Below are 16,930 nucleotides of genomic sequence, written 5' to 3' on the forward strand. Positions count from 1 at the left end.
CTAAATCTATGTCTGACAATATCGTGATCGGCGCCGATGGCGTTGAGCAGATCCCATTAAAATCTTATACCGAGAAGGCGTATTTGGATTACTCCATGTACGTTATTCTTGATCGCGCGCTGCCGAATATTGCCGATGGCTTAAAGCCTGTTCAGCGCCGAATTGTCTATGCGATGAGTGAGCTGGGATTAAAGGCCAGCGCAAAATACAAGAAGTCGGCGCGCACCGTTGGCGATGTTATCGGTAAGTTCCACCCCCATGGCGATAGTGCGGTCTATGAGGCCATGGTGCTCATGTCTCAGGACTTCTCTTACCGTTATCCGCTGATTGACGGTCAGGGGAACTGGGGTTCTCCCGATGACCCCAAATCGTTTGCGGCGATGCGCTATACCGAATCCAAGTTAACGCGCTACGCCGAAGTCATGCTGAGCGAGTTGGGGCAGGGAACGGTAGATTGGGTGCCGAATTTTGACGGTGCGCTTGATGAGCCTGCCATGCTGCCCGCGCGGGTGCCCAATATTTTGCTGAACGGTACCACAGGTATCGCGGTGGGAATGGCCACCGATATCCCCCCTCATAATCTTCGGGAAGTGGTGAGTGCCTGCATTCATCTTCTCGATGCGCCCAAGGCCACCGTTGCCGAACTCTGTGAGCACGTGAAGGGCCCGGATTTTCCTACCGATGCCGAGCTGATTACCCCCGCTGACGAAATTCGAAAAATCTATGAGACCGGGCGCGGCTCCTTGAGAATGCGGGCGGTGTGGCAGGAGGAGCACGACGACATCGTTATTACGGCGTTGCCTCACCAGACATCAGGCTCCAAGGTGTTGGAGCAAATTGCCCAGCAAATGCAGGCCAAGAAATTGCCAATGGTGGTCGACTTGCGCGATGAGTCCGACCACGAAAATCCGACCCGGCTGGTGATCGTGCCGCGCTCTAACCGAGTGAATACCGAAGCGCTAATGAACCATCTGTTCGCCACCACGGACCTGGAGCGCAGTTATCGGGTCAATATGAATATGATCGGCATTGATGGCCGGCCGCAGGTAAAGAGCCTGGATCGTATTCTCGGAGAGTGGCTGGAGTTTCGTACCAACACCACTCGCCGGCGTTTGGAATTCCGTCTCGATAAAGTTCTCAAGCGTTTGCATATTCTCGATGGTTTATTGGTCGCGTTCCTCAATATCGATGAGGTCATTGCCATTATCCGTGAAGAGGATAAACCGAAGCCTGTGCTTATGGAGCGCTTCGGTTTAAGCGACACGCAAGCCGAAGCCATCCTAGAGCTGAAACTGCGTCATTTGGCCAAGCTCGAGGAGATGAAAATTCGCGGCGAGCAGGAAGAGCTGTCGGCCGAGCGGGACCAGCTCGAGCAGACGCTTGGCTCCACCCGTCGAATGAAAACGCTGGTGCGCAAAGAGCTATTGGCCGCGGCAGAAGAATATGGCGACGAGCGCCGTTCACCGCTGGTGGCGCGTAACGAGGCGAAGGCCTTTGCGGAAGAGGATATCGTCTCCGCTGATCCAGTAACCATTGTTTTGTCGGAAATGGGTTGGATTCGCGCGGCCAAAGGCCACGATATTGACCCTGTTGCTCTTAGCTATAAGTCGGGCGACCGTTTCAATTTGGCGGCGAGGGGGCGCAGTAACCAGTCCGTATTGATCTTGGACAGCACCGGCCGCAGTTACAGCGTCGCCGCTCACACACTGCCATCGGCTCGAGGACAGGGGGAGCCCCTGACTGGGCGCATTAACCCGCCGTCGGGCGTGAGCTTTTGCGGAATGATGATGGGGGGCGACGACAGTTATTACCTGCTGGCCTCCGATGCGGGTTATGGCTTCGTTGCCAAGCTGGGTGATTTACACAGTAAAAACAAAGCCGGTAAAGCGACCCTGACCCTGCCTAAGGGTGGTCAGGTAATGTCGCCGGTTGCGGTTGCCGGGCTTGAAGAGCATTTTGTCGTGGTGATCAGTAGCGAGGGCCGTATGTTGGTTTTCCCCGTCACTGATTTGCCGATTATGGCGCGTGGCAAAGGCAACAAGCTGATTGGTATTCCCGGCGCACGCGTCGCCAGCCGAGAAGAGTATGTGGTGGCAACGGTGGTAATGGGCAGTCGCGACAGCATTAAGGTGCTCTCTGGCAAGCGCCACCTGTCTTTAAAACTCTCGGAACTTGAGCACTATTTGGGTGAGCGCGGTCGCCGTGGCCACAAATTGCCGCGTGGCTTCCAGAAAGTTGATGGCGTTGAGCTGATTAGTGCTGAGCAGTAGCGCCGCCATTGGGGCGACGCTGCAGTTGCTCCAGGTCGAGCGACTTCAGCTGGCTGTGCTGGCGCTCCAGTAACTCATTGTAGGGCGACTTGAGGCTTCCCACGCGGTTGCCTCGACAGCTTGCCCAGGCATCGAGGCGCTCGTGGTTGCAGCAGTTGTTGTCCAGCCAGATTCCTTCGCCTTCGGCGGTGGTGATATGCAGCCGGTCAATAGCCGCACATTCGTCAGCCTGGCAGTGCCAGTCACTGCCCTCGCTGCAGACGCGGGCGATACCCGGGCGAATTTTTAAACTGCGGTCCAGCTTGTGGAGTAGCTCTGCGGCGCACAATGCGCGAAACAGTGGGGCGTCGCAGCCGTCCAATTGGAAGAAGCGCAGCGTGACGGCGTTGTGCCGAGTCAGTATGAGTTCGCCGTGGTAGAGGCGAGCAATGGCCTCGCTGCGGGCAAACGCCGTCTGCAGCTGCTGCTCAAAGCGTTCCGCGGTCATTTTTTCTTTCAGGTCGTCATAGGCCTGCCAATGGCAGTGCAGTATGTAGTAGTCGCGGTAACGTTTTTCACCGGCCTGCATCAGCCGAATCTGGGGATTATGTATTTCATTTAGCAGCTCGCCGAGTGCATCTTGGCCGGGGTAGAGGCTCTCATCGTCTTTGATTGGTTGGGCAAGGCGCGCGCGGGCCCTATCCAAATGGCGCTCGATGCCGAGCATGGGTACGGCGATCAGCGCATAGCTCAGGCAGCAGAGGATGGCGGTGAGCAATAACAGCGTTTTACCGAGATCGCGTATTTCATTGCCAATTAGCTCGCTGCTCAACGACAGTTTGACTTGCCCGAGACGCCCGTCTGCAGCGACGGCTGACTGGTAGTTCAGGTGGTCGTCCCGCCAGGTTCCGGCTTCCGCGACGGCTTCGCCGCGCGCATTTTGAATGCTGCCGTACACGATGAGCGGGCTTTCGATATAGTCCTGCAATATGGCCTGCAGGCTGACACGGTCATTGCGCAACAGCGCTTGCTGGCTCTGGGAGGCAAGCTGATTGGTCCACTGCTGGCCGATCAAGCGGGTGGTTTCTAGCAGGATCTGCTTGCTGGCGGTCATGCTGGTAATTAGCAGGGTAAGGCCGGCAATACCGCATATCAGCGCGGCGATAAGGCCGCATTTCGACGCTAGAGGTAGGCGCAGAAGCTGTTTTAGCATGTTTGTTTATCCGCTGAGAGAGTGGTTGCCTGGCAGGAGTATAACAAGGCTGTTAGCGGGTAAAGTGCATTTTCCTCAGATCTCGTGCAAAAGCGCTGGCAGAAAGTCACCTCCACTGTCAGCAGTGCTTGGGCAGGCGCGGCACTCCCGCTACAATAGCGCCAAACCAAGGGGGCAGTGTGAACGAAATTATCATGATCAATATTGCTGGTGACGACCGTCCCGGCGTAACCAGTTCCATTACCGGTATTCTGGCTGACCACGATGTGGCGGTGTTGGATATTGGTCAGGCAGTGATCCACGACACGCTGTCACTGGGCCTGCTGGTGTCCCTGCCCTCGGGAACGGAAGCGGCGAGTATTCTCAAGGATGTATTATTCCGCTGCCATGAAATGGGGCTGCAAGTGCGATTCTTGCCGGTGAGTGCCGACAGTTATCAGCAGTGGGTAGCCGGACAGGGCAAGCAGCGCCACATTGTGACCTTGCTGGCGCGTAAAATCAGCGCCCAGCATATCGCCCACGTCACTGAGATCGTTTCACGCTATGGTTTGAATATCGACCGCATTGACCGCTTGTCTGGACGGGTGCCGCTGGAGGGTGTGGACGAGCAGTCGAAGGCGTCGGTGGAGCTCTCTGTGCGAGGCAATTTGGCTGATGCATCCGATTTTCGCGGCGAGCTACTTACGCTCGCCAGCGAGATGGATATTGATATCGCCTACCAGGAAGACAGCATGTTCCGCCGCACGCGTCGCCTGGTCGCCTTTGATATGGATTCGACGCTGATCGAAGCTGAGGTGATTGATGAGCTGGCCAGCGCAGCCGGCGTTGGTGAAAAAGTGGCGGAGATCACCGAGCGCGCGATGCGCGGAGAGATCGACTTTAAAGAAAGCTTTGCTGCCCGGGTCGCGCTTTTGAAAGGCTTGGATGAATCGGTGTTGGAGGGTATTGCTGAGAGTTTACCAATCACCGAGGGTGCCGAACGTCTGGTATCCACCTTGAAGAAACTGGGCTATAAAACCGCCATTTTGTCCGGTGGTTTTACCTACTTCGGTCACTACCTACAAAAGCGTCTTGGCATTGACTATGTCTATGCCAACGAGCTGGCAATTGAAGAGGGGCGTGTTACCGGCGAGGTCAGCGGGGTAGTGGTTGATGGCCAACGCAAGGCCGAACTGCTGCGCGAAATTGCCCAGCGAGAAGGTATCGACATGGAGCAGGTGATCGCGGTGGGGGACGGTGCCAATGACCTGCCTATGCTGAGCATTGCGGGCCTGGGGATCGCATTCCGCGCCAAGCCGATTGTGCGCGAGAACGCTAAACAGTCGATTTCTACCCTCGGCTTAGACAGCATATTGTACCTGCTGGGAATCAGTGACCGCCTAAGCAGCCCTTCCGCTCAACCGAAGGCAGCAAATTCGTAAGACATCTCCGTGGATGGGTCTTGCACATAACTGCCCTGAATAAAGTCAGGGCCGAGTTGCCACAGCACGGCCAGGCTGGCGGCGCTGCTGACGTTGGGAATCAGTACGCGGCTATTCAGTTGGCGACCACCCTGAATGATCTCTCTGATTTCATCGGCGCTCAGGCTGTCGGTTTTACGCACGCCGGGTTTAATCAGCGCGGGCTTAATGTGTTCCAGGAATTTATTGCCGTCTTGGCTGCGGCCGAAGTTGCGTACGGCTAGCCCAATTCCCAGCGACTCCAACTGGCGACAGCAATCCAGAGCAGGCTTCAGCGAGCTGGCAATGCTCTCTTCGCTAAACTGCAGTATCAGCGCACTACCGGGAAGGCCGGCGGCTTTCATGGCGACGCTCAGCCATGAGCAAAACTCGCTATCGTGAAAGACATTGCCGCTGAGGTTGATGGTTAATTTTGTATCCTCGCCAGCGGCGCGCTTTTTCGCCAAGACCTTGGTTGTTTCAACCACAATCCATCGATCGAGCTTATTGTTGTTCGGCTCCTTCTCTACAACGCGCAGCATTTCCCCTGCGGTCACTTCGCCTTCTTGCCAATCTCTAATATCCAGCGAAGCTTCGTAGTAATCCCCCTCGGCATCGCTGAGATTAATAATGGGTTGAAACAGAATTTGCAGGCGCTGGTCGGCGAAAGCCTCTTCAATAAGTGTGCTTATCTCATCACTGCGCTGCAGCTGCTGGCGGTCGCGGTGATAAATTTCGGCAGCGTTACCACCGTCGGCTGCGATGCTTTGCACCGTCTCAAAACACTGGTCAAGCAACGTCGCAGCGTGGGGCGTGGTGAGGTGATTAATGGGCATAATCGCTGCGCTAAAGTGACATTGCAGCGACTGTTTTTTTACCTCAATAATCTCAGACTCGATGGCCTTTAGTGCTTCTTGGCTGGTTTCTAAGGCTCGTTGACTGGGAACATGGTGGGCTATCACTGCGAACAGATCGTCGGCGATGCGACCGTAGTACTGCGCCGGGATTAATGCTTGAAGACGCTCGCTCAAGGCCTGAATTAGTGTTTCGGTATTGTGCAGATTTAAGTCGCGCCGGAACTTGTCGAAGTTATCGAGTTGCAGCACGATGAGTGAGCTATTGCTGTTTCGCTGCGCGTCGACGAAGTCTTGCAGCAGTTGTGCAAAGTGCTTGCGATTTGCCAGCCCGGTTGTCGCGTCGAGGTGGCCGGTGGCGGCGCCGCTGCCAGCTTCGTGCAGGGTTAGCTGTACACAGGCCTCACCGTCGTAGCTGGCGTTATTGCAGGTGACCGAGCTTTTTAGCTCTTGCTCGTCGCTACTTAAGAAACTAATTTCCAGCGTGTGGCCGTCACTGTTGCCCGGCTGCTTTTTTAGGGCGTTTTTAAAGCGATCTTGATCTTTGTTGCAAATCAAATCGACGATAGGAAAGCCGTCCAGGTCGTCGTGGCCGACTTGCTGACAGAACAGCGCATTGGCATAAATAATCATGCCGTCAGTGATATAGCAAACCGCATCTTGGTGCGAATCCAGTAGCAGTGCATTGCGTTGCTGCTCTTCAAGCAACGCCGCTTTGGTGGCATCGAGCTCTCTGCGGCTTGCCAGTGCTTCAAGTTCTCGCTGCGCAAAAAACAGCAGGCGTGCGCGGTTTTGGTTGCTCAACACCAAACTGACTGAAGTGTCGGGCAGTGGGATGTTTTCGTCGTCACTGAGGTAGATAAATGGCAGATCGACGTTGGCGTGTCTGAGTATCTGGCCGCACTGCGCAATCGATAATTTGGAGTGCACGGCATCGAAGAATGCTAAGTCCCAGTGGCTATCACTGAGTTGCTCCTGCAGCTCTTTGCCGTCGTTAATCAGCTTGCTATGGGCGACCTTGCCGGCGCGGCGAAATGTGCTGATGATGTCTTCAGCATTGTCGTCATTGAAGCCGATAAGCAGCAATTTTATCGCGGAGGTGCGGGCCATAATTCCTCAACATTGACGTCGCCGGGTACGGCGCTTACAAAATATCCCAGAGCTTGTTGAAGTCGCCTTCATTGTCATCGTCGTCACCGCGTTTTGCCACAATACGATCGACACTGCTGGTTTGTTGCCGGTTGGTGTCTGTGTACGCGAACAGCTTGTATGCCGTTGAGCTGTCGACGATCTCATCGAGTTTTATACGCATAACGTGACCGGGGCGAATCAGCTCTACCGTCTGCCCCGTTGCGAAGCCAGTGATGTTGGTTAACATCACCAGGGGGCCGCTGTCCCGACCGGGAATGAGCAGGGCTCGCTGGAAGTCTCCTGAAGCCAGGCCAGAATGCATCGCTCTGGCACTGTAGGCCGTTGCCGCGCTCGCAATCACTTCAACGCCCATTTGATGGCTTTCGTCGCTTCTGAGCCAGCGAACAACGGCTATTCGCCAGTTTTCATAGTCGTCAGTTTTTACACCGATAACTTCTCCAGTACGAATCCGGGTCTCAATAGTGTCCGGCCACTCAATACGGTATCCGGAGGTGCTGCTGTCCATTAGGCGAGCGCGCTGGTAGTGATAGTGGCTCTCGCTCTTGCCGGGGCCATTTTGGGTCTGGGGCAAGGTATAGGAAATGTCTTCGACCGCGGCCCGCTCGCTGCGCCCCTCCTGCCAGTGGTCATTGATATCGTAGTCGCGCGTGTCGCGGCCGCCGCTGCCTGCCCACGGGTCGGAGTTTTGGGGTTTGTTGTTATACGGGTCTGCTCTCGAACTGGCGTCACTGCCCTCAAGTTCGAACAGCTCAAAATCTGACTGATTTGCCGCGAAGTAGTGGGTTGGGTTCATTCCCACGGTAATGAGCGCCGTCTCATCGCAGGGAATACGCTCTGCGGCTCGCAGGGTCGCGGCGCTCCAGGCCATGCTCAACTGGCTGAGCACGTGCTCAGGTAGCTTAAATTCAACGCTGAGTTTGCTGCCAGGGATTTTGCTGAGCAACTTGGCGCTGCCGCCTTGCAGGGCGGAGGTGTCGATGCCCAGCCAACCTGGGCTGGGCGCTTTGTCGGCCAGCTCGCGATAGACCGGGGGAGCGTCTTGCTCGGGGTCGAGTAAGAAAACGCAGCTTTCAAGGCGTTTACTGCGCAGTTCAATCTCGCTGCTCCAGTATCGCAAACCGAAAAACACTTGTTCGATATAGCGCTGGGAAAGCTGCGAGCAGCGGCTGCAGGCCAAAATGAGTGGTCGTAAATAGGCCTGCTCGACGGTGCCGCCGCCTTGGCTGCGATCATCAATGCGCTGCTTGGTGAGCTTTTGCAGTTGTGCGCTGTGGTAGATGTGGTGGAGGTTTTGCCAAAACCGCCGTGGTGGTGTGCGGTATAGCTGGTAGCTGCGAACCAACACACAGCTGTACTCGGTTAACGCGCGATGCAGGCAGGTTGCCAGCGTCTCTTTAGGTTTGAGCAGTCTGGATTCAAGTTCCAAATTTACAAAGGCTTGGCAGTAGCCGAGTGCCAGCAAGGTGTTTAGGGTGTCTGCCAACTGAACGATTTTTTCAGACTTCTCGGGCAGAACAATGGGCTTGTTTAAATAGTGTTGCGAGAGGCCGCGGGTAATGTAATGCACATGGGGGCGAATTTTTTCGAGCACTTCAAAGCGGTCACGACCCTTGCAGCGAACATGGCTGAGCTCACTCAGCGCTTGATACAAACGGCGAGTGGTTTCGCCAAGGTTGGCGCGCGGCAGAGTCTCCAGCCACTTTCCGGCTGCCGATGCCGCCAGGCTGAAGAGGCTGTGTTGGTGCCGGTTAATTTCCGGCAGCGGTACCAGCAGGCTTGGTGTGCTGTTCATGGCATTCCGTTATCAATCGCGATACATCACTTCTGCGATGGTAAATAAGTATATGTTTTTACGCGTTTAATTAGCGTAGCGCAAGTGGCGTCTTGCTGCGCTGGCCGGGCTCCTCGCGAACCAGTCGCGGCACTAAGTAGCCGGGCAGCGAGGCCAATAACTGCTGCATAATTTGTTGCGCTTTGGCATCGTCAACGTGAAAGTGTCCTGCGCCGTTAACCTTGTCCAACACATGCAGATAGTAGGGGAGAACCCCGCAGTCGAACAATTGTTTGCTCAGGCTAGTCAGTGTTTTTGCGCAGTCGTTCACTCCTTTAAGCAGCACGCTCTGGTTGAGAAGCGTGAATCCGGCCCGCTTTAATTCTAGCAGTGCGGTGACAGTGTCGCTGTCGACCTCATTGGGATGATTGGCGTGCACAACGATGACGGTGTGTAATTGCGGCCGCGTCAGGGCATCAATCAGCCCGTGGGTTATTCTCGCTGGTAAAACCAGTGGCAGGCGTGTGTGCAGCCGCAGGGTATTGATTTGTGGCAGGGCCGCCAGGCGGTCAACAAGCTGGTGAAGGTAGTCATCCGGCGCCGACAGGGGGTCGCCGCCGCTTAGAATAACTTCATTTATCTCAGGGTGAGCGCTGATATAGTCCAGCGCCGCGCGCCAGTCGTCCTGACTTGCGCGATTGTCGTTGTAGGGAAAGGCGCGGCGAAAGCAGTAGCGACAGTGAACGGCGCAGGCGGGGGTGGTCACCATCAGGACGCGGCCGCGGTATTTGTGGATAAGCCCGGGTACTGGATTGCTGGCCGCTTCCTGCAAGGGGTCATTGCTGTAGCCGGGCTGATCGTTCAGCTCTTGTGCTTGTGGCAATATTTGCAGCAGCAGAGGGTCGTTCCAGTCGCCTGGCTGCATTTTTGCGACAAAGGCCTCGGTGACGCGCAATGGAAAGTCGGCAAGCGCAGTCTGAATATCCGGGCGGTCACCGGGGTCGAGTGCTAACCGCTGCCAGAGCTGTTCCGGGCTGCGGATCATGTCGCGGTATTGCTGTTGCCAATCTGTAGTCTGCCAATGTGGCGCGTTAAGAGGTATCATGTCGCCCTTTTAAAAATACGCTAAAGCCCAGTCGCTGAGGATAATCATGGCCAGCTATTCTACCAATGAATTTCGTTCTGGATTGAAAGTGATGCTCGACGGTGAGCCCTGTTCAATTCTAGACAATGAATTTGTAAAACCCGGAAAGGGGCAGGCGTTCAATCGCGTGAAGCTGCGCAACCTTAACACCGGACGGGTGTGGGAGCGTACGTTTAAATCGGGTGAGTCCCTTGAGGGCGCCGACGTGATGGATCATGAAATGGAATACCTCTACAGCGATGGTGAGTTTTTCCACTTTATGGACCCCACCAATTTCGAGCAGGTACAAGCCGATGAGAAGGCTGTTGGCGATGCCGCTCAATGGTTGAAAGAGCAGGACGTTTGCACCGTGACCCTGTACAACGGCGCGCCCCTGTCGGTGACTCCGCCAAACTTCGTGGAATTGGAAATTGTCGAAACCGATCCCGGCCTGAAAGGTGATACCGCGCAGGGTGGTACCAAGCCGGCCCACCTGAGCACAGGAGCCGTGGTAAAGGTTCCGCTGTTCATCAGCCAGGGTGAAGTGATTCGCGTTGACACCCGCAGCGGTGAATACGTTAGCCGGGTGAAAAGCTAATTGAGAGACTGGCGCCCCAGTGCGTCGATGGTGGCCCTGCGCAGCAGGGCCGCGCTATACGCCGCGCTACGCACCCGCTTTGCCGAGCGCGGGGTGATGGAAGTTGAAACGCCACTGTTGGCCTCTTCGCCGGTAACCGACCCCCATATTGACGCCATTGCCACAGCAAATCCGCTGTCGGGCGACCATCCTTTCTACTTACAGACCTCCCCCGAATATGCCATGAAGCGCCTGCTTGCTGCTGGCAGCGGCGCGATTTTTCAAATCTGTAAGGCGTTTCGTGGCAGCGAGCATGGCGCTCGTCACAACCCTGAGTTCACGATGCTCGAGTGGTACGAGCCGGGCGTAGCGCTCGAATCACTGATGGATGAGGTCGCTGCGGTTATTCGCTTGGCCGTTGGCGATAAAGCCGTGGAGCACATGACTTACCGGTCGGCGTTCTTAACCGCGGTAGGCCTGGACCCCCATACCGCCAGCCTCGATGCGTTGCGAGACTGTGCCTCACAGCATATGGATATCAACTTCGAGAGCGATGAGCGTGATACCTGGCTGCAGTTGATCATGTCGGCGGTTGTCGAGCCGAGCTTTGACGGCGAGGCTATTACCTTCGTGGTGGATTTTCCCGAGTCGCAAGCCGCACTGGCCAATATCGCCATTGATGCTCAGGGGCAATCGGTCGCGCGGCGCTTTGAGGCGTTCTGTGGCGGTTTAGAGTTGGCGAATGGTTACGACGAGTTGCGCGACGCCGGTGAGTTGCTGCGGCGCATACGTCGCGATCACCAGCAGCGTAAGGCAAGCGGTCAAACATTGCCGCCGATTGACCGCAACCTGCTGTCAGCGATGCAGGCCGGTTTGCCCGACTGTTGTGGTGTTGCCGTGGGGCTGGACCGCTTATTAATGCTGGCGACAAGCAGCTCGCGCATCGACGAGGTTGTGGCTTTTCCGCTGGACCGGGTGTGATCCAGCGGGGCTTTACACGGGCTCGAAAGCCGACTCGTTGGTTGGGGGCGGGTTTTCTAGCGTCGACGCGCCAGGGCCTCGCCAAGTCGCGTTGGGGTTAGGGCTTCATACTGCTCCAGCCAATCCACTTGGTCTTTGCCGAATAGCAAAATCACCGTTGACCCCAGTTTAAAGCGCCCCATTTCTTCGCCTTTTTGCAGTACGGGTGCGGCTTCAGTTTCCTGGTACTGGCGGGTGGTAATTTCCCGTGGAGGTGGTGCAACCTGGCCCGCCCATACCGTCTCAATGCCCGCGACAATCATGGCGCCCACCAAAATCATTGCCATCGGGCCGGCCTCGGTATCAAAAATACACACCGCCCGCTCGTTACGAGCGAAAAGGCTGCGCACGTTTTCAGCGGTAGTGGTGTTTACTGAAAACAGCTTGCCGGGGATGTAAGTCATGCTGCGCAGGGTGCCGGTGATCGGCATGTGAACACGGTGGTAGTCGCGGGGAGACAGATAAATAGTTGCAAAGCTACCATCGCGAAAGGTTTCGCTGAGCGCCTCGTCGCCACCGAGCAGGGTATTCAGGCTGTAGTCCTGGCCCTTGGCCTGAAAAATACGGCCGTCGTGAATGCGACCTAACTGGCTGATGGCACCGTCCGCTGGGCAGCACAGGGTTTCCGCTTTGTCGTCGATTGGGCGCGCGCCATCGCGCAGCGCGCGGGTAAAAAAGTCATTGAAGTTGGCGTAGTCCTGCGGGCTGTCCGCTGCGGCTTCCTCCATGTTGACCTTGTACTGCCGGATGAATTGGCTGATCAAGATGTTTTTTAGCCAAGGGCTGCGACACTCCGCCAGCCGCCCGACAAGGCGCGACAATAAATGCTGGGGAAGCAGGTGTTGCAGAATAATAAAAACAGTGTTCACGATGTCGCCTCTACATTGGCAGTGTATAAAAGAATGTTCTAGGGAGCGTCGCCGGTGTTGATAGGCGTGTCGTCGCGATTACCCCACTCTCCCCACGAGCCGTCATAGGCCTTGATATGGGGGTAGCCAAGTATCTTCATCAATAGATAGCTCAGGCCCGAGCGGTGATGGGTTTGGCAGTGGGTGATAACGGTGCGGTCACGGGTAATGCCCAGTGACTGCAACTGGGCTTCCAGTTCGCCAAGGTCTTTCAGGCGGAAGTCATTGTCTTTGTCCATGAGTGCCAGCCAGTCTAGGTTGACGGCACCGGGAATGTGGCCGCCCCGCGCAGCCAGTACTTTTTCACCGCGATACTCCTCGGCGCTGCGAGCATCCCATATGGCGAGCTGGCTATTGCCAAGAAGGTTGATAAAGCCTTCGATCTCAGCGATTGGCGTGCTGTCAATATGGATGCTGATGTCGCTGCGGGGCACGTCGTGTTCGCCGTTTTCGGTTGGGTGGCCACCGGCTAGCCAGGCGTGCAAACCGCCATTGAGGTAGGAGTAGTTGTGATGCCCAATGGCATCCAGGGTCCAGATCAGGCGTCCAGCCCAGCCGCCGCCTTCGTCGTCGTAGGCAACAACGTGGTGTTCGGGGCGCAGCCCGATGCGCGAGAACAGCGCCTGTAGGTCCGCTTCGCGAGGAATTTTGCCAACTGCTGGTTTTTCGCCGCGCTGCAGTTCCGAGGGGGCAATATGCACGGCGCCGGGGATATGGTGGCGGAGGTAGTTGTCGCGGCTACTGGTATCGACAATCAGCAAATCTGGCTGGTCAAGCGCGGATACAAGCGCTTCGGTCTCAATAAGTAGTGGTAAGTCACTCATAGCGTTCCCTCCTGTTTCGGCGGATTGTAACAGCTAGCGCGGCGGTGCTGCGATGCCTCTGTCGCAGCAGTTCCTGAGCTCACCGCTGCCATTAATCGCCGCTTATGCTGGCAATAATTTGTTGGTAGCTGGCGAAGCGCTGCGCAGTGATGTCACCGCCCTCGACAGCCTCGCGAAGCGCGCAGCCCGGTTCCTGTTGGTGCTGGCAATCTCGAAAACGGCACAGGCCGATAAACGGCCGGAATTCTTTAAACCCTTGCAGAACCTGCTCTGGCTCAAGGTTCCACAGCGCAAACTCACGAATTCCCGGTGAGTCGATCAAGCTGCCGCCGCCGGGGAAGTGGTAAAGCCGCGCGGTGGTGGTGGTGTGGCGACCCTTGGCTGTGGCCTCTGAGAGTGCGCCGACTCGGCTGTCAGTGCCGGGTAATAAGGCGTTGACGAGCGAGGATTTGCCGACACCAGATTGGCCGACAAAGGCACTGATATGGCCGTCCAGCAGGGCTTTTAAGTCGCTGAGGCCGCCTTCACTGGCGCAGGATGCGGTGAGCACGTCGTAGCCGATGTCGCGATAGCGCTGCACCATGTTGAGCAAACTGGCGTTGCCCTCCGGGTCGATGAGATCTGACTTATTAAGCAGCAGTACCGGCGTAATATCACTGTGTTCCGCCGCGACAAGGTAGCGATCGATCAGATTGGCGTGGGCCAGCGGCTCGGGCGCAATTACGATAACAATACGGTCAATATTGGCGGCGACAGGCTTTAAACGATTGAAGTTATCGGGGCGGGACAGTAGTGACCGGCGAGGTTCGCGAGCAACCACCACGCCAGTGGGCTTGCCCGGCCGCCAGATGACCTGGTCACCAGTGACCAAACCGTCGATGTTGCTGCGGACGTGACAGCGCTGCTGTTCGCCGGTTTGTCCTTCAACATCCAGCTGTTGGCCGAAGTGACTGACAACAATGCCGGTTTGTTCGTCACCCAGCTCGCCCTCGCTCAACGCTGCCTCAGTATCGGCGGCCCTGCGGCGTGCGCGTTCGCTGCGTTCAGATTGAATTTTTTCTATGCGCCATCTCTGCTGGCGGCTTATTCGGCGTTTACTCATGCCCGACCCTGCGTGAACAGCGCTCATATTAACGTATGAGCTGTTACAATCCAGCAGATACTGCCCGGTAAGGGAGATTTCTGTTCTGTGGAGGTGAGGCAATGTCCAAGGCGATGAATTTAATCTGGATTGATCTGGAAATGACCGGTCTGGATACTCAGAACGATCACATTATTGAAATTGCCACAATCGTGACCGACCCGGAGCTGAATACGCTGGCCGAAGGGCCGGTATTGGCGATCCATCAAAGCGATGAAGTGCTGGCGGGTATGGATGAGTGGAACACGACTCAGCACGGGCAGTCAGGGCTTATCAAGCGCGTGAAGGAAACCTGCATGACGGTGGCGGAGGCCGAGCGGCTGACGCTGGAGTTCCTCGATAAGCATGTCGATAAGGGCGCCTCGCCGATGTGTGGCAACAGCATCTGCCAGGACCGGCGCTTTCTGGCGCGTGAAATGCCCAAGCTGGAGGCGTATTTCCACTACCGCAATCTCGATGTCAGTACGCTCAAAGAGTTGGCGCGGCGCTGGCGCCCCGAGCTGATGAGTGGCCTCAGCAAAAAAGCCAGCCACTTGGCGCTGGATGATATTCGCGACTCAATTGCCGAGCTGAAATACTACCGGGAGCATTTTCTTCGTCTTCAGTAATTGCTGGAAAATCCCAGCTTCTCAATACTATTTCGAAGCTTTTCGAACCCGTTTAAGTAAAACCACGTATTAAATAATGTATGTCAGTCGCGTTGACTGGCAACAGAACCAAGCATCGTTGAAAAGCTCTGCTATGTTGCTATTAGTGCAGCGAATTGTCGGGCGCAACAGTGTTGGTGAAAACAATAATACGTGGGGACCACAATGAAAAAACTCCTTCCTTTAAGCATAGCGGCTGCGCTGGCGTTGCCGGTGCATGCTGACGTCAGCTACAGCAATTTATACATCTTCGGCGACAGCCTGTTAGATAGCGGCAACCTCCGGTTGCGGTTTACCAACCGCGTAGGCGATGGCAATGGCGACTTCACCGTCGGAGACTATGCGCGTATTGCGCCGCAATATCTGGGCGAAGCCTTAACGCTGCTCAGTGCGCCGGCCGCTGCGGATGGCACAAACTGGGCGGTCGGCGGCTATGAAACCGCAGATATACTCAACTCAATTAACGGCACGGGTCTGGCGCTACCGGCCGGCGGTCCGGTTGCACGTCAGGCTTTTCTCAATGAGACCCCGCGTATCGACCCCGATGCATTGGTGCTAATTGATGGCGGTGGTAACGACTTTTTAAACGGCACGGCCACTGATCAGGCGTCTATTATTAATTCAGCGCGCACGCTGCTTGCGGCTGCACAAGCGCTGAGTGACGCCGGGGCGAACTATATCCTGTTTGCTAACTTGCCAGACCTCGGTCAGACGGCGGCATTGCAGGCGCAGGATCTCGGTGCGCCGGGCAGTGCGGCGGCCGCCTCGGCAGGTGCTGCCGGCTATAACAGTGCGCTGGAGGCATTTTCTGCTTTTGGCAGCGCGAACCTCGTTCCCGTCGATCTGGCGGGATTGATCAGCTACGTTTCCGATAATGCCGAGGCCTTTGGCTTCGTCAGCGGCACCAACCCCGCGTTTGGGCCGCTTGCTGGCTTCGATCAGCGCTATATGTGCTTTGACGATTCGGGCAATGATTGTGTTGAGCACCCGATATTCGGCATTGATGGCAGCACCCCCAACCCGGATGTGCTGATCTTCAATGACGGTGTGCACCCCACGGCGCAGATGGGGGCAATTACGGGTGACTACCTCATTAGCGTAGTGAATGGCCCGCAAGATGTTGGCCTTATTCCGGAACTCGGTTTGGACATTGTGCGCAGTCAGCGCGGTGCAACAACAGAATTGCGACGCCAGCAACAGGCCTCTCCGGGCGAATCACGGTGGACGATCAGCGGTGTTGGCCTGGACGCAGAGCGCGTTGCTGAAAATGATAGCCGCAGCTTGAATATCGGTTTTAGCAGCCCCTTGAGTGAGCAGCTCGACTCTGCGGTGGTGCTCAGTTTTGGCGATCACGAGTCAGAATCCGCGCGCACGGATTTTTCGGCGACGAGTGTTGGGCTTAGCGGCCTGTTGAGCTATCGCGATGGCGGTTGGTTGTTGCAAGGTGCCGCGGGCTTGAGCGTGGTGGATTACGACAGCCTCGACCGGGACGTCAAGCTGGGGCCGCAGACCTTAACGGCCAAAGGTGGCACGAATGGTTTCGGCTGGCATCTCGATGGCCTGCTTAGCTACGAAGTTCTTGGCGACAGTAGTATCTCACTGCGGCCAGCTGTTGGCTGGCGTTGGATGAAAGCTGAAGTTGATAGCTATCGTGAATCGGGTGCGGCGGTGGCCAATACCGAGTGGGGTGAGCAGCGCCGCGACAGCCAGGTATTCCGAGCTGGGCTGTTGGCAGGGGTGGCACTGGGCGACGGTGTGCGCGGCTTTGCTGAAGTGTTTGCAGCGACGGAAATGGAAGATCATGACGAGACGGTAACCGGGCGCAATCGCAATCTCGGTTTCGGTGATTATCAAATGCCGTCGTATCGTGAGGATGGCGAAGATTACGTCGAGGCCAGTGTCGGCATCAGCGCGGCACTGGGTAGCTCCCGTATTGCGGCCAGTGTTGAGTACAGTGACGAGGCAGAAGGTCGGGAAGCACTGATCTTCAGTTTCTCGCGCCCGCTATAAAC

13 protein-coding genes are annotated in these 16,930 nt (G+C 56.4%); 6 read left to right on the forward strand and 7 right to left on the reverse strand.

What is annotated here, in order from left to right; genetic code table 11:
* Positions 1 to 8: 8 nt before the first annotated feature.
* Positions 9 to 2,270: a DNA topoisomerase IV subunit A gene (gene parC / locus HNR64_RS08985; protein WP_204996164.1), complete on the forward strand. Its 2,262-nt coding sequence runs from the start codon at positions 9 to 11 to the stop codon at positions 2,268 to 2,270.
* Here parC and HNR64_RS08990 read toward each other — a convergent pair.
* Positions 2,254 to 3,462 (reverse strand): hypothetical protein, encoded by a 1,209-nt coding sequence (locus HNR64_RS08990; protein ID WP_204996165.1) that lies wholly within the window; start codon positions 3,460 to 3,462, stop codon positions 2,254 to 2,256. The two genes, parC and HNR64_RS08990, sit on opposite strands and share 17 nt — an antisense overlap.
* A 179-nt stretch (positions 3,463 to 3,641) precedes the next feature.
* Between HNR64_RS08990 and serB the strand changes: the two genes are divergently transcribed.
* Positions 3,642 to 4,883, forward strand: a complete 1,242-nt coding sequence (gene serB, locus HNR64_RS08995; protein ID WP_027874138.1) for a phosphoserine phosphatase SerB — start codon at positions 3,642 to 3,644, stop codon at positions 4,881 to 4,883.
* On the opposite strand, the gene HNR64_RS09000 is transcribed toward serB, so the two are convergent.
* From HNR64_RS09000 to epmB, 3 genes are all read right to left on the reverse strand, one after another.
* Positions 4,859 to 6,865 carry an EAL domain-containing protein gene (locus tag HNR64_RS09000; RefSeq protein ID WP_204996166.1) on the reverse strand — a complete coding sequence of 669 codons (2,007 nt, stop codon included), beginning with the start codon at positions 6,863 to 6,865 and terminating at the stop codon, positions 4,859 to 4,861. The two genes, serB and HNR64_RS09000, sit on opposite strands and share 25 nt — an antisense overlap.
* Before the next feature lie 34 nt (positions 6,866 to 6,899).
* Positions 6,900 to 8,699: a hypothetical protein gene (locus HNR64_RS09005; protein ID WP_204996167.1), complete on the reverse strand. Its 1,800-nt coding sequence runs from the start codon at positions 8,697 to 8,699 to the stop codon at positions 6,900 to 6,902.
* Positions 8,700 to 8,769: 70 nt separating this feature from the next.
* Entirely contained in the window at positions 8,770 to 9,783 is a 1,014-nt protein-coding gene (epmB, locus tag HNR64_RS09010; RefSeq protein WP_204996168.1) for an EF-P beta-lysylation protein EpmB, read from the reverse strand.
* Positions 9,784 to 9,829: 46 nt separating this feature from the next.
* Here epmB and efp point away from each other — a divergent pair, with 46 nt between their 5' ends.
* Together efp and epmA are read left to right on the forward strand one after the other, a co-directional pair.
* Entirely contained in the window at positions 9,830 to 10,399 is a 570-nt protein-coding gene (efp, locus tag HNR64_RS09015) for an elongation factor P (protein WP_027874134.1), read from the forward strand.
* Positions 10,400 to 11,359 carry an EF-P lysine aminoacylase EpmA gene (gene epmA / locus HNR64_RS09020; RefSeq protein WP_239547744.1) on the forward strand — a complete coding sequence of 320 codons (960 nt, stop codon included), beginning with the start codon at positions 10,400 to 10,402 and terminating at the stop codon, positions 11,357 to 11,359. It abuts the gene before it with no gap.
* A gap of 56 nt (positions 11,360 to 11,415) precedes the next feature.
* On the opposite strand, the gene asd is transcribed toward epmA, so the two are convergent.
* From asd to rsgA, 3 genes are all read right to left on the reverse strand, one after another.
* Positions 11,416 to 12,267: an archaetidylserine decarboxylase gene (asd, locus tag HNR64_RS09025; protein ID WP_204996169.1), complete on the reverse strand. Its 852-nt coding sequence runs from the start codon at positions 12,265 to 12,267 to the stop codon at positions 11,416 to 11,418.
* A 38-nt stretch (positions 12,268 to 12,305) separates the two neighbouring features.
* Positions 12,306 to 13,130: a sulfurtransferase gene (locus HNR64_RS09030; RefSeq protein ID WP_204996170.1), complete on the reverse strand. Its 825-nt coding sequence runs from the start codon at positions 13,128 to 13,130 to the stop codon at positions 12,306 to 12,308.
* A 91-nt stretch (positions 13,131 to 13,221) separates the two neighbouring features.
* On the reverse strand, positions 13,222 to 14,232 hold the full coding sequence (rsgA, locus tag HNR64_RS09035) for a small ribosomal subunit biogenesis GTPase RsgA (protein ID WP_204996171.1): 1,011 nt from the start codon (positions 14,230 to 14,232) through the stop codon (positions 13,222 to 13,224).
* Positions 14,233 to 14,333: 101 nt separating this feature from the next.
* On the opposite strand from rsgA, the gene orn reads away from it, so the two are divergent.
* Positions 14,334 to 14,879, forward strand: a complete 546-nt coding sequence (orn, locus tag HNR64_RS09040; RefSeq protein WP_204996172.1) for an oligoribonuclease — start codon at positions 14,334 to 14,336, stop codon at positions 14,877 to 14,879.
* Between the two features lie 204 nt (positions 14,880 to 15,083).
* On the forward strand, positions 15,084 to 16,928 hold the full coding sequence (locus HNR64_RS09045; protein WP_204996173.1) for an autotransporter domain-containing protein: 1,845 nt from the start codon (positions 15,084 to 15,086) through the stop codon (positions 16,926 to 16,928).
* Positions 16,929 to 16,930 lie beyond the last annotated feature (2 nt).

Source organism: Spongiibacter marinus (assembly GCF_016906995.1).
In the GTDB taxonomy this organism is placed as follows: domain Bacteria; phylum Pseudomonadota; class Gammaproteobacteria; order Pseudomonadales; family Spongiibacteraceae; genus Spongiibacter; species Spongiibacter marinus.